We start from the raw sequence: 12,477 nt of genomic DNA, 5'->3' as shown, positions 1-12,477 counted from the left end.
AGCTTGTTTGTCGTCCGAATCTCGCTCGGTGATGCAGATGTATTAGAGTCCGATTATGGTTAATGAAGTGTTTACTTTTGTTAATTTTTGCCTTGTACGACCGCCCGGACAGGGCCCGTGCAAAACGCAACCCCCCGTAGCGACAGCGCGTGACACGTGGGGTTCCGTAAAGGAAGTTGCGTCAGTGCGAGCCCGATGGCGATTGGCGCGAAACCTGCCGGCACTCTGCTGCTGGCCGAGCCCAGAATGATGAAGATGAAGAACGACGTCAGGACGATTTCGATAACAAGCCCACAAATAAGCGAATAGCCACCCGGCGAATGCTCGCCGCAAAAATTCGCGGCAAAGCCTCCAAGCTCGAAACCGGCCTTGCCGCTGGCCACCACATAGAGCACGCCCGCCGCGACAATCGCGCCAGGCACTTGCACAACAATATAAGGAATCACACGACCAGCTGGGACCTTGCCAGCCACCGCAAGACCAATGGAAACCGCCGGGTTGAAATGCCCACCGGAAATGCCGCCGACGGCAAAAGCCATTGTCAGGACGGTGAGACCAAAGGCAAACGCAAGACTGACAAAGCCAATTCCAAGTTCGGGAAACCCTGCGGCAAGCACGGCGCTGCCGCAGCCGCCGAATACGAGCCAGAACGTTCCAGGAAATTCTGCAATGAGACTTTTTTGCATATTTCCCTCCTGCGCTCAACCAGAGCGTTCATGAGGAACGCTGCTTCATATTGACTCTGGTCAAGCGCCACACGCGGCGTCGATGAGCGGAAAAATGCAAAGCCTACTAGTCTTTTTTTCGTTTGTTACGCGATGGCCATTTGCGCCGAATTAAAATTACGTTAAGAGCCGCCTGCCTCCCAAGGCATCTTTACAATCCCGATTGGAATGAAAATGTCAGACGCGATATACAGAGTATCGCCGACTCCCGCTTCATCGAACCATGCGCAAGTCAACTCGCCGGCGCGTGTTCTGATCGCGAGCCTCGTCGGCACCACGATCGAATTCTTCGATTTTTACGTATATGCAACCGCCGCCGTGCTGGTCTTTCCGACGCTGTTCTTCCCGAACAGCGACCCGACGACCGCACTGCTTGCATCCTTTGCAACCTTCTCCATCGCCTTCTTCGCCCGTCCGCTCGGCGCCGTGGTCTTCGGCCATTTCGGCGACAGGATCGGCCGCAAGACGACACTCGTTGCCGCACTGCTCACCATGGGCATTTCGACGGTTGTGATCGGCCTCCTGCCCTCCTACGAATCGATCGGCGTCATTGCACCGCTGCTGCTGGCGCTTTGCCGTTTCGGCCAGGGCTTCGGTCTCGGCGGCGAATGGGGTGGCGCCGTGCTGCTCGCGACCGAGAACGCGCCGGAAGGCAAGCGCAGCTGGTACGGCATGTTCCCGCAGCTCGGCGCCCCGGTTGGCCTGTTCCTTTCCTCGGGCATCTTCTGGCTGCTGCTGCAGGTCATGTCTCAGGACGCTTTGCTGAGCTGGGGCTGGCGCGTGCCGTTCATCTCCTCGATCCTGCTGATCGTCATCGGCCTCTGGGTCCGCCTATCGATCACCGAGACGCCAGCCTTCCAGAAGGCGATCGACAAGCAGGAACGCGTTGCTGTTCCGGTTGCCGAACTCTTTCGCAAGCACAAGCGTAGCCTGTTCCTCGGCACCTTCGTGGCGCTCGCGACCTTCGTGCTGTTCTATATCGGATCGGCTTACCTGCTGTCCTACAACGTCAAGGTCCTGAAGATCCCGTTCCTTGACGCGCTCGAAATCCAGATCGTCGGTTCGGTCGCCTTCGGTATCTTCATCCCGATATCAGGCAAACTGGCCGAGCGGTTCGGACGTCGCGAAATGCTGATCCTCACCACCTTGCTGATCGGTATCTTCTCGTTCTTCCTGCCCGGCCTGATGACCGGCGGCGAAGGTCGCATCGTAGTCTTCGCGATTGTCGCCATGGCGCTGATGGGCATGACCTACGGTCTGATCGGAACAGCGCTTGCCGCCCCCTTCCCGACGGCCGTCCGCTACACCGGCTCGTCGATCACCTTCAACCTTGCCGGCATCTTCGGCGCTTCGCTGGCGCCCTACATCGCCACCTGGCTGCAGGCAAACTACGGCATGCAGTATGTCGGCTACTATCTCGGCCTCTCCGCGGTCATCACGCTGATCTGCGTCCTGGCTTCGGGCCGCGACGAAGTCTGAAGTTAACTCATATTGAAAACGAAAGGCCGCAAAACCCTGGTTTTGCGGCCTTTCCTTTCTGTAAGAAGGTAAAAAGCTATTTCCTGTCTCTCGAGCGAGGAACCAGCCGGAGGAAGGCTACTCGCTGGTCACGCCCTGGAAGGGGCGGACTTCGCGTCCCGGCATGAAAACGCCGAGACGCTTGATTTCCCACTCAAGCTTGATGCCGGAATTCTCGAAGACCTCGCGGCGAACCTGTTCGCCGAGATATTCGAGATCATATCCCGTCGCCTGCCCCATGTTGATCATGAAGTTGCAGTGAAGCGAGGACATCTGCGCTCCGCCGATCACCAGACCGCGGCATCCGGCCTCGTCGACGAGCTTCCAGGCCGAATGTCCTTCCGGGTTCTTGAAGGTCGAACCGCCGGTCTTTTCCCGGATTGGCTGGACCGTCTCGCGATGGCTACGCACGGCATCCATCTCAGCGCGGATCTTGGCGCGATCCTCGCTATAGCCTTCGAAGAGCACCGACGTGAAAATCAAATCGTTCGGCACCGACGAATGACGGTAGGAATAGCCCATATCGGCGTTCGACAGGATGTGCTTGTTGCCCTTGCGATCAACGGCGTTCACCTCGACAACCCGTTCACGCGTCTCCGCGCCGTTGGCGCCGGCGTTCATGCGTGCCGCACCGCCGATGCTGCCAGGGATGCCGTAGTAGAAGTGGAAGCCGCCGATGCCGTTGTCCATTGCCATGGCCGCGACATGCTTGTCCGGGCAAATTGCACCGGCAAGGATACGATTCTCGCCAGCGAGCTCGACCGAGCCGAAGCCTTTCGCCGAAAGCCGGAGAACGACACCAGGAATACCGCCATCGCGCACGAGAATATTAGAGCCGACGCCCACGACGGTGATCGGCACTTCTTCGGGCAGGATCTTGAGGAAGGCGATGAGGTCGTCCTCGTCGTGTGGCTGGAACATCAGCTCGGCCAGACCGCCAGCGTGGAACCAGGTGACACGGTCCATCGGCGCATCCGGTGTGATCCTCCCACGGATGTCCTTTACGCCGTCGCCGAGCGACGCAAGAAGCTTTTCCCCATTCACCTGTTTCATGCAGATATTCCCGAAAGGCTTTCCAATTGCTTGGGCAGCGCCGCCGCCCAGTATGTGATACTCCCAGCCCCCAACAGAACCACAAAATCCCCCGGCTTTGCAATCTCTGCGACCATTTCAGGCAAAAGCTCTGGGGACGACAGGAAGCGGGCATCACGGTGACCGCCCGATTTGATCCGTGACACAAGTGCCTCGGAGTTCGCCCCTTCGATCGGATCCTCGCCCGCGGCATAGACAGGCGCAAGGAAAATGCTGTCCGCATCGTTGAAGCAAGCCGCAAACTCCTCGAAAAGGCTCGATAGGCGCGAATAGCGATGCGGCTGATGGACCGCAATCACACGCCCCTTGCAGGCCTCGCGCGCGGCCCGCAGCACGGCCTTGATCTCGACCGGGTGATGACCGTAATCATCGAAGATCTGCACACCGTTCCATTCGCCGGTCAGCGTGAAGCGACGCTTGACGCCGCCAAAGGAGGCCAGTCCCTTGGCGATGTCCTCGCTCGACATGCCGAGACGGTTGGCAACAGCAATCGCGGCGGTGGCATTAGAGATGTTGTGACGTCCGGGCATCGGCATCACGAGATTGTCGAGCCTGATGACCTGCCCGGTCCGCCGGCGACGGATCTCGACGTCGAAAATCGAACGCGGACCCTCGACACGAACATTCATGAAACGAACGTCGGCCTGAGGATTCTCGCCATAGGTAATGATCTTGCGGTCCTCGATGCGGCCAACCAGTGCCTGGACCTCCGGATGGTCGAGGCACAGCACGCCGAAGCCGTAGAACGGCACGTTCTCGACGAACTGGCGGAATGCAGCGCGCACAGCATCGAAGTTGCCGTAGTGATCGAGGTGTTCAGGGTCGATGTTGGTGATGACAGCAACATCGGCGGGAAGCTTCAGGAATGTGCCGTCGGACTCGTCGGCCTCCACCACCATCCATTCACCCTCGCCCATGCGGGCGTTGGTGCCGTAGGCATTGATGATGCCGCCATTGATGACCGTGGGATCGAGGCCGCCCGCTTCCAACAACGTCGCCACCAGCGACGTGGTCGTCGTCTTGCCATGCGTTCCGCCAATCGCGATCGCGTTGCGGAACCGCATCAATTCGGCAAGCATCTCTGCCCGGCGTACGACCGGCAGCAGCTTTTCGCGCGCCGCTGCGAGTTCCGGGTTGTTCTTCTTGATCGCGGTCGAGACGACGACAACTTCGGCGTCGCCGAGGTTCTCGGCCTTGTGACCGACGAAGACTTCGATGCCCTTGTCGCGCAGGCGTTGCACATTGGCGCTGTCGGCCTGATCCGATCCCTGCACGCGATGGCCGAGATTATGCAGCACCTCGGCAATGCCGCTCATGCCGATGCCGCCGATGCCGATGAAATGAACGAGGCCGATGGCCTTCGGCATTTTCATGCGCGTTTCCCCTTGAACTCTGCAATTGTACGTCGTGCCGCAATAGCCTCTACCATGTCGGCAAGCAAGTTCGCAGCATCGGGTTTACCCGCCTGCTTTGCTGCAGCGGCCATCCGGGCGAGCTTTTCGGGGTCATTCATCACATGGTTGAGGATCGAAGCGATCTTCTCGGGCGAAAGCTCGGCCTGCGGAATAACCTTGGCGCCGCCTGTCGCCGCAAGCGCTGCCGCATTCGCGGCCTGATCGTGATCCAATGCATGCGGATAAGGCACGAGCACGGCCGGCCGCCCGATCACGGAAATCTCCGAAACAGTCGACGCGCCTGAACGGCAGATAACGAGATGTGCAGCGGCAAGTCGTTCGGCCATATCGGTGAAGAAGGGGGCTGTGTCAGCCGCCATCTTCAATTGAGCGACGCAAGCGCCCATCATCTCCGTATCTTCGGGCCGCACCTGCTGGGTAAGGCGCAGGCGATCGCGAAGTCCGTCATCAAGCAAGCTGACGGCCGTCGGCATCGCCTTGGAGAAATACTGTGCGCCCTGGCTGCCGCCGAAGACGACGAGATTGAAAGGCTCACCAGGATTCGATGGAGAATACGGCACTTTCGCCGCATCGATGATTGCCGGGCGCACCGGATTACCCGTTGTCACCGTTTTGTCGGGAAACTGACCGCCGCCTTCAGGCAGGAAACCGCCGGCAATCGCCTGCACGCGGCTCGCCAGCGCCTTGTTGGCGCGTCCCATCACCGCATTCTGCTCGTGGATCATGGCAGGCACGCCAAGGCGTGTCGCGGCAAGCAGCGGCGGTACAGTGGGATAGCCGCCGAAGCCGACAACAACCACGGGCTTCAGCCGTGCAATCAGCTTCTTGGCGGCCCGCATACCTTTCCAAAGCGTCCACAGCGAGCGAGCGACGGCGACCGGATTCTTCGAGCCGATCGTCGCCGACGGAACGACGTGGATCTCATCGGCCGGGAATTTTCCGGCATAGCGCTCGGCACGACTGTCGGTGACGAGATGCACGGAATAGCCCCGCTCCTTCAGCTTGTAGGCCAGAGCCTCCGCGGGAAACACATGACCGCCGGTTCCCCCGGCGGCAAGCAGGACGATGCCTTTGCTCATGAACTCTTACTCCGCCGGCATGCCATGCGCGACCCGGAAGAGGCTCCGATCCTGCGCACGCTTTTCCGGCCTATGACGCGTCAGCGCCAGAATGAACCCGGCGGTGACGCAGATGGCGACCATGGACGAACCGCCGTAGGAAATCAGCGGCAGGGTCATGCCCTTTGCCGGCAGCAGTTCGAGATTGACGCCCACATTGATGATCGACTGTATGCCGATCTGCAGCACGAGACCAGCGACGGCAAAGCGGTTGAAGTCATTGCGCTCCTTGTAGGCATGCGAGAGACCCCGCAGCACGAGAACGGAAAACAGCGCGACAAGCGCCATGCAGAAGACGATCCCGAACTCCTCGGCAGCGACCGAGAAAATGAAGTCGGTATGCGCGTCCGGGATGATGCGCTTGACGATGCCCTCGCCCGGTCCCTGGCCGAACCAGTCGCCGCGGATGATGGCTTCACGCGCCGTATCGATCTGGAAGGTATCGCCCTCGCCGGTCAAGAACTTGTCGATACGCAGCGCCACGTGCGGGAACACGTAGTAGGCGCCGAAGAGTCCTCCGACGCCGCCGGCACCCAGAATAATGATCCAGATCCACGGCATGCCGGCCATGAAGAACATGCCGCCCCAGACAGCCGTTGTCAGGATCGTCTGCCCAAGGTCGGGCTGTGCGACTAAAAGTGCTGCCACGATGCCAAACAGGATGATGGCGAATAGGTTGCCCGGAATTTCAGGCTGCCTCGCATGCTCGGCAAAAAGCCATGCGCAAACCACCACAAAGGCCGGCTTCATGAACTCTGACGGCTGGATCGAGATGCCGGCCAAGGTGACCCAGCGGCGGGAACCCTTGACCTCGATGCCGAAGAACAGCGCCAACAACATCATGCCGAGAGCGACAATCAGCAGGATGATCGCCGTGCGCCGCACCTGGCGCGGCGTCAGGAAGGAAAGCCCGACCATGACAGCGAGCGATGGGATCATGAAAGCCGCGTGTCGCTTGACGAAGTGGAACGGCTCCAGCCCGATGCGCTCGGCAACCGCTGGCGACGCGGCGAACGACAGCATGAAGCCGATGCCCATCAGGAAGATGAACATCGCCAGGAAAAAGCGGTCGATGGTCCAAAACCAATCGGCCAGAGGCCCACGTTCCGCGCGGCTTACCATGTCATTTATCTCCTGTTGCCGAACCGATCAGCATGGTGATTCCGTCGAGCGCTGCCACATGGCTGACAAATGCATCGCCCCTCACTTCGAAGTTCTTATACTGGTCGAAGCTTGCGCAAGCCGGGGACAACATCACGGCCAGTGGGCCGCTTTCATCTTTTTCAGCATCCGCAGCCGCGTGAGCCACGGCGCGCTCCAGCGTTCCAGAAATCTCATATGGCACGGCTTCGCCGAGCGTCGCGGCAAATTCGGCCGCGGCTTCGCCGATCAGATAGGCCTTGGCGATCCGCGGGAAGAATCCTGTCAACGAGGTGATGCCGCCGGCCTTCGGCAACCCGCCGGCGATCCAGTAGATGCGGTCGTAACTCGACAGCGCCGGAGCGGCCGCATCGGCGTTGGTGGCCTTCGAGTCGTTGACGAAAACGACATTGCCGCGACGCCCGACCGGCTGCATCCGATGCTTGAGCCCGGGGAAGGACGTCAAGCCGGCACGAATTTCGTCGTCCGGGACGCCAACTGCAAGGCATGCGGCGACGGCCGCAGCGGCATTCTGCGCATTATGGCTGCCACGCAGTGTCTGGATGCCGTTAAGATCGGCAATCGGCCTTGTTGCGCCTCCCGAGGCCTGGATAAGCTTCGTTCCATCCGCATAGATGCCATAGGGAAGCGCGTGGCGCCGCGAAATCCGCGTAACCTTGCGGCCTGCCCGCTCGATACGGTCTGCGATCATCTCGCAATGGCTGTCGTCCACGCCGATGACGGCAACGCCGCTGCCGGCAACGAGCCGCTCCTTGATGTCGGCATAGTGCTGCATTGTGCCGTGGCGATCGAGATGATCCGGCGTCAGGTTGAGCAGGATGCCAGCGGACGGATTGAGCGTCGGCGCAAGATCGATCTGGTAGGATGAGCACTCGACGACGTAGAAGCGTCCAACTTTTGGCGGATCGAGCGTCAGGACCGCCGTTCCGATGTTGCCGCCGAGTTGTGTATCCCTGCCGCTGGACTTCAAGATGTGCGCGATCAGCGCCGTCGTCGTCGACTTGCCGTTGGTGCCGGTGATCGCGATGAACGGGCAATCCGGCGCATGCACCCGGCGCTCGCGCACGAAAAGCTCGACGTCGCCGACAATATCAACCCCGGCGGCACGAGCGAGATCGACCGTCCAGTGCGGTTTCGGATGCGTCAGGGGAACACCCGGCGAAAGCACGAAGAGCGATTGCGCGCTCCAGTCGATGGAGCGCAGATCCGCTGTATGAATGCCTTCAGCGGCCGCCTTGGCGACGCTGTCCGGGTTATCGTCCCATGCAGTGACCTCGGTACCACCCAATTTGAGCGCACGCGCCGTGGCAAAGCCCGAGCCCCCGAGCCCAAAGAGCGCGACCTTCTTCCCTGCGAGTGTCGTAACGGGGATCATTGCGGCCTTACCGCAGCTTCAGGGTGGAGAGACCAAGCAGGGCGAGACCGACTGCAACGATCCAGAAGCGGATCACAACTTGGCTTTCCGTCCAGCCCTTCTTTTCGAAATGGTGATGGATCGGCGCCATCAGGAAGACGCGCCGACCGGTCATCTTGAAGAAGCCGACCTGGATAATGACCGACAGCGTCTCCATCACGAACAGGCCGCCGATGATCGCCATGACGATCTCGTGCTTGGTCGCCACGGCAACCGTGCCGATCGTGCCGCCGAGCGCCAGCGAGCCGGTGTCGCCCATGAAGATCGCGGCGGGCGGGGCATTGAACCAGAGGAAGCCAAGGCCGGCGCCGATGACGGCGCCGAGGACAACCGAGAGTTCGCCTGTGCCCGGTACGAAATTGATCTGTAGATAATTCGCGAAGACGACGTTACCCGCCAGATAGGCGATGACGCCAAAGGACGCAGCGGCGATCATCACGGGGACGATGGCGAGGCCATCAAGACCGTCGGTAAGGTTCACGGCATTGCCGGCGCCAACGATCACGAAGCCGCCGAAGACAACGAACATGATGCCGAGATTGATCATGAAATCCTTGAAGAACGGAAATGCGACCGACGACCCGAAGGTTGAACCTGCCGTACCCGACGCCAGCGCCGTGCGCATCATGAAGTAGACGGCAATGCCGGCGATCACGAACTCGATGCCGAGCCGAGCCTTGCCGGAAAAGCCCTTGTGGCTCTGCTTGGTGACTTTCAGGTAGTCGTCGTAGAAGCCGATCGCGCCGAAACCGAGGGTCACGAGCAGCGTCGCAACCACGTAAACGTTGGAAAGATCGGCCCAAAGCAGCGACGAACCGACAATGCCGGCGAGGATCATCAGGCCGCCCATGGTCGGCGTACCGGCCTTCTTGAAGTGCGTCTGCGGGCCGTCGGCGCGGATCGGCTGCCCCTTGCCCTGACGGATACGCAACGAGTTGATGATGGCAGGACCAAACAGGAACACAATGAAGGCGGACGTAAACAGGGAGGCGCCCGTGCGGAAGGTAATGTACCTGAACAGATTCAAGAATTTCAGGTGTTCCGACAGTTCGACAAGCCAAATCAGCATTCAGGGCCCCTTGTTTAGCCGCTCAAAAATCGCGTTGCGTGTCGGCAAATGGCGGGAATTTGTCAAGGAGCGCGGCGACGATCTTGCCGAAACCCGTGCCCAGTGACGATTTTACCATCAGCACGTCGCCAACCGCGACAGCGTTTAAGACATATTCTGCGAGTTCTTCGGTCTTCTCGTAGTGGACGACCTGGACGCTCTCGGGCAGCGATTCCTTCAGCGCAACCATTTCAGGGCCGGCAAGCCAGACGTGCTCAATACCGGCAGCGAGCAATGGCCCCGCCAGATCCGAATGGACTTTCTCCGCGTAGTCGCCCATCTCCAGCATGTCGCCAAGCACGGCGACGCGGCGTCCCGTGCCCGTCGGCACGGAACTCGCAAGCACAGCGATTGCCGCCCGCATCGAAGCCGGATTGGCGTTGTAGCTCTCGTCGACGACTGTGAAGGAACTGCGCTCGATCGCCAACCGATGACGACGACCCCTGCCCTTTTCCGGCTGGAGCGTCGCAAGAGCGCCGATCGCCTGCTGCATATCAGCCCCGACGATCTTCACGACGCCGAGGGCGGCCAACGCATTCTCGGCGATGTGTCGGCCCGGCGCACCGATCGCAACTTCCTTCGTCTCGCTGTCAATGGTTATCCACAACGTCGAACTCTGATCGGAGCCGTTGAACTCCGCCAGACGAAAATCGGCTTTCGCATGCTGACCGAACGAATGGATGTGCTGGATGCCGCAAGCCTGTGCCGTGCGCTCCAGGAAGTTGAACTGGTCGTTGTCTCTGTTAAGCACGACCTGCCCGCCCGGAACCACACCTTCGAAAATCTCGGCCTTCGCCGTTGCGATCTCGCGAATGCTCTTGAAATTGCCTAGGTGAGCCGGGGCAATCGTCGTGATCACGGCGACATGCGGTTTGATCATCTTGACCAGCGGACGGATCTCGTCCGGATGGTTCATGCCAACTTCGAAAACACCGAAATAGGTATCGAGCGGCATCCGGGCGAGCGTCAAAGGGACGCCCCAGTGATTGTTGAAAGAGGCCACGGAAGCATGCACCTTGCCCGATGGAGCCAAGACTCGCCGCAGCATCTCCTTGGTGGTCGTCTTGCCAACCGAACCGGTGACAGCAATGATTTGGGCGCGCGAACGGGCGCGCGCGGCAACAGCGAGTTTGCCAAGCGCCGCCAACACGTCCTCGACAACGATCACCGGAACGGTGAGCCGCCCCATGGCTGGAAGGCGTGCTTCGCTGACGACGAGAAGAGCGGCCCCGTTTGCCATCGCCATCGACGCAAAGTCGTGGCCGTCAACGCGGTCGCCCTTGATGGCGAAGAAAGCTTCGCCGGGGGCAATGGAACGGCTGTCGATGGAAATCCCGGTAATGCCCTCAGGCAAAGTTCCGAACGGCCGCCCTGCCATGGCGGCAATCATGTCTTCCGTCGTCCAAAGCCAGTTCACGGTTTCAGCTCCTCCAAAGCCTTACGCAATTCGGCGTGATCCGAAAACGGCAGGGTGACGCTCCCGATCGTCTGCCCTTCCTCGTGTCCCTTGCCGGCAACGATCAACGTGTCGCCCGACGTCAGCATTTCAACCGCGGTTCGGATCGCCTCGGCGCGGTCGCCGATCTCGGTCGCACAACCTGCAGCCGCCATGATCTCGGCACGAATAGCCGCCGGCTTTTCTGAGCGCGGATTGTCGTCGGTGACGATCACCACATCGGCCAGACGGCAGGCGATCTCGCCCATAATCGGGCGCTTGCCGCGATCTCGATCGCCGCCGCAGCCGAATACGACGATCACACGGCCGGTCGTAAAAGGCCGAACGGATTCCAAAACGTTGGCGAGCGCGTCCGGCTTATGTGCGTAGTCCACATAAGCAAGTGCGCCATCCTTGGTGTGCCCCACCAGCTCAAGCCGACCCGACGCGCCCTGCAGCTTCTCGAGCGCGGCCATGGCGACCTTCGCCGGCACACCCGTCGACATGGCAAGGCCTGCCGCCACGAGCGCGTTGGCCACCTGGAAATCGCCGGCAAGCGGAATGTCGACCTCAAAGATCTCGCCGTCGGCATGAATTTCAGCCACCTGCTTGTGGCGAAAATGCTCGACGCGCTTCAGCGTCAGGTAATCGCCCTTGCGGCCGACGGTGCGAACATCGTGACCCGCATCGCGAGCCGCCTTTATCGCCTGCTCCGACCAAGCATCGTCGGCAAAGATCACGGCCGGTGCGCCCTTCGGCAGCAGCGTGTCGAACAGGCGCATCTTCGCGGCCATGTAGCTTTCGACCGTCGGATGGTAGTCCATGTGATCGCGGCCGAGGTTGGTAAAGGCAGCGGCAGCGAGCTTGACGCCGTCCAGGCGGCCCTGATCGAGCCCGTGGCTGGACGCCTCCATCGAGGCACGCGTGACGCCCTCGTCCGCGAGTTCTGTCAGCAGCTTGTGAAGTGAAACCGGATCAGGCGTCGTTAGCGAGCCGTATTCGTTACGTGTCGGCGAGACGACGCCGGTCGTGCCGATCATCGCGGCCGCATGCCCAGCATAGGCCCATATCTGCCGGGTGAAGGAGGCAACCGAGGTCTTGCCGGCCGTGCCGGTCACGGCCACCATCGTTTCCGGCTGCTTGCCATAGAAGTGAGACGCCGCGATCGACAGGAAGCGGCGCGGATCGTTCACGACAAGAACGGGGATGGAGGCATCGATACTATGGGAGGCAAGCGCTACGACCGCACCACGCGTCGCCGCATCCGCGATAAAGCCCGCGCCGTCCGCCTTCGTCCCGGCGACAGCCACAAACACCATTCCGGGTTCGATCTTGCGGCTATCGGACGAGATGCCAGAAACCGCCAGCGCCCCGACAGCCCCAGCCAATTGATCTTCAAGTTCCGGAAATGCATCTCCGGCGATGTCTCGCAAGTTCATCGAATGTACTTTTCTCTCTCAAGCCGCCGCGCCCCGTGGCGAATCGGCTTCG

9 protein-coding genes and 1 pseudogene are annotated in these 12,477 nt (G+C 60.7%); 1 reads left to right on the top strand and 9 read right to left on the bottom strand.

Annotation, left to right across the window (positions count from 1 at the left end; genetic code table 11):
• Window positions 1-179: 179 nt before the first annotated feature.
• Window positions 180-686, bottom strand: a pseudogene (locus K9B32_RS00430) (aquaporin); the annotation flags it as partial.
• A gap of 213 nt (window positions 687-899) precedes the next feature.
• Between K9B32_RS00430 and K9B32_RS00425 the strand changes: the two are divergent.
• The gene (locus K9B32_RS00425) at window positions 900-2,204 is read left to right on the top strand and encodes an MFS transporter (RefSeq protein ID WP_224559969.1); all 1,305 of its coding nucleotides are present in this window, start codon (window positions 900-902) and stop codon (window positions 2,202-2,204) included.
• Between the two features lie 117 nt (window positions 2,205-2,321).
• On the opposite strand, the gene murB is transcribed toward K9B32_RS00425, so the two are convergent.
• The 8 genes from murB to K9B32_RS00385 are packed head-to-tail and all read right to left on the bottom strand — an operon-like array spanning window position 2,322 to window position 12,425.
• Window positions 2,322-3,296: a UDP-N-acetylmuramate dehydrogenase gene (murB, locus tag K9B32_RS00420; protein WP_224559968.1), complete on the bottom strand. Its 975-nt coding sequence runs from the start codon at window positions 3,294-3,296 to the stop codon at window positions 2,322-2,324.
• Complete coding sequence (gene murC, locus K9B32_RS00415) at window positions 3,293-4,708, bottom strand: UDP-N-acetylmuramate--L-alanine ligase (protein WP_224559967.1); 1,416 nt, start codon at window positions 4,706-4,708, stop codon at window positions 3,293-3,295. Before murC ends, murB begins: the two co-directional genes overlap by 4 nt.
• Window positions 4,705-5,829 (bottom strand): undecaprenyldiphospho-muramoylpentapeptide beta-N-acetylglucosaminyltransferase, encoded by a 1,125-nt coding sequence (gene murG / locus K9B32_RS00410; protein WP_224559966.1) that lies wholly within the window; start codon window positions 5,827-5,829, stop codon window positions 4,705-4,707. The genes murC and murG overlap by 4 nt, the downstream gene beginning before the upstream one ends.
• 6 nt (window positions 5,830-5,835) lie before the next feature.
• On the bottom strand, window positions 5,836-6,990 hold the full coding sequence (gene ftsW / locus K9B32_RS00405) for a putative lipid II flippase FtsW (RefSeq protein WP_224559965.1): 1,155 nt from the start codon (window positions 6,988-6,990) through the stop codon (window positions 5,836-5,838).
• A gap of 1 nt (window position 6,991) precedes the next feature.
• Window positions 6,992-8,404 (bottom strand): UDP-N-acetylmuramoyl-L-alanine--D-glutamate ligase, encoded by a 1,413-nt coding sequence (gene murD, locus K9B32_RS00400; protein WP_224559964.1) that lies wholly within the window; start codon window positions 8,402-8,404, stop codon window positions 6,992-6,994.
• Between the two features lie 7 nt (window positions 8,405-8,411).
• Window positions 8,412-9,512: a phospho-N-acetylmuramoyl-pentapeptide-transferase gene (gene mraY, locus K9B32_RS00395; RefSeq protein WP_007802312.1), complete on the bottom strand. Its 1,101-nt coding sequence runs from the start codon at window positions 9,510-9,512 to the stop codon at window positions 8,412-8,414.
• Between the two features lie 22 nt (window positions 9,513-9,534).
• The gene (locus K9B32_RS00390; protein ID WP_224559963.1) at window positions 9,535-10,968 is read right to left on the bottom strand and encodes a UDP-N-acetylmuramoylalanyl-D-glutamyl-2,6-diaminopimelate--D-alanyl-D-alanine ligase; all 1,434 of its coding nucleotides are present in this window, start codon (window positions 10,966-10,968) and stop codon (window positions 9,535-9,537) included.
• On the bottom strand, window positions 10,965-12,425 hold the full coding sequence (locus K9B32_RS00385) for a UDP-N-acetylmuramoyl-L-alanyl-D-glutamate--2,6-diaminopimelate ligase (protein ID WP_224559962.1): 1,461 nt from the start codon (window positions 12,423-12,425) through the stop codon (window positions 10,965-10,967). The genes K9B32_RS00390 and K9B32_RS00385 overlap by 4 nt, the downstream gene beginning before the upstream one ends.
• Window positions 12,426-12,477: the final 52 nt, after the last annotated feature.

This window comes from Rhizobium sp. 3T7 (genome assembly GCF_020166565.1).
GTDB lineage: Bacteria > Pseudomonadota > Alphaproteobacteria > Rhizobiales > Rhizobiaceae > Rhizobium.
This window is presented reverse-complemented; position numbering and strand designations above follow the sequence as displayed.

Excerpts from the sequence above, each read along its gene's own strand:
- K9B32_RS00425 (WP_224559969.1), top strand. The coding sequence starts at position 900 with ATGTCAGACGCGATATACAGAGTATCGCCGACTCCCGCTTCATCGAAC.
- murB (WP_224559968.1), bottom strand. The coding sequence starts at position 3,296 with ATGAAACAGGTGAATGGGGAAAAGCTTCTTGCGTCGCTCGGCGACGGC.
- murC (WP_224559967.1), bottom strand. The coding sequence starts at position 4,708 with ATGAAAATGCCGAAGGCCATCGGCCTCGTTCATTTCATCGGCATCGGC.
- murG (WP_224559966.1), bottom strand. The coding sequence starts at position 5,829 with ATGAGCAAAGGCATCGTCCTGCTTGCCGCCGGGGGAACCGGCGGTCAT.
- ftsW (WP_224559965.1), bottom strand. The coding sequence starts at position 6,990 with ATGGTAAGCCGCGCGGAACGTGGGCCTCTGGCCGATTGGTTTTGGACC.
- murD (WP_224559964.1), bottom strand. The coding sequence starts at position 8,404 with ATGATCCCCGTTACGACACTCGCAGGGAAGAAGGTCGCGCTCTTTGGG.
- mraY (WP_007802312.1), bottom strand. The coding sequence starts at position 9,512 with ATGCTGATTTGGCTTGTCGAACTGTCGGAACACCTGAAATTCTTGAAT.
- K9B32_RS00385 (WP_224559962.1), bottom strand. The coding sequence starts at position 12,425 with ATGAACTTGCGAGACATCGCCGGAGATGCATTTCCGGAACTTGAAGAT.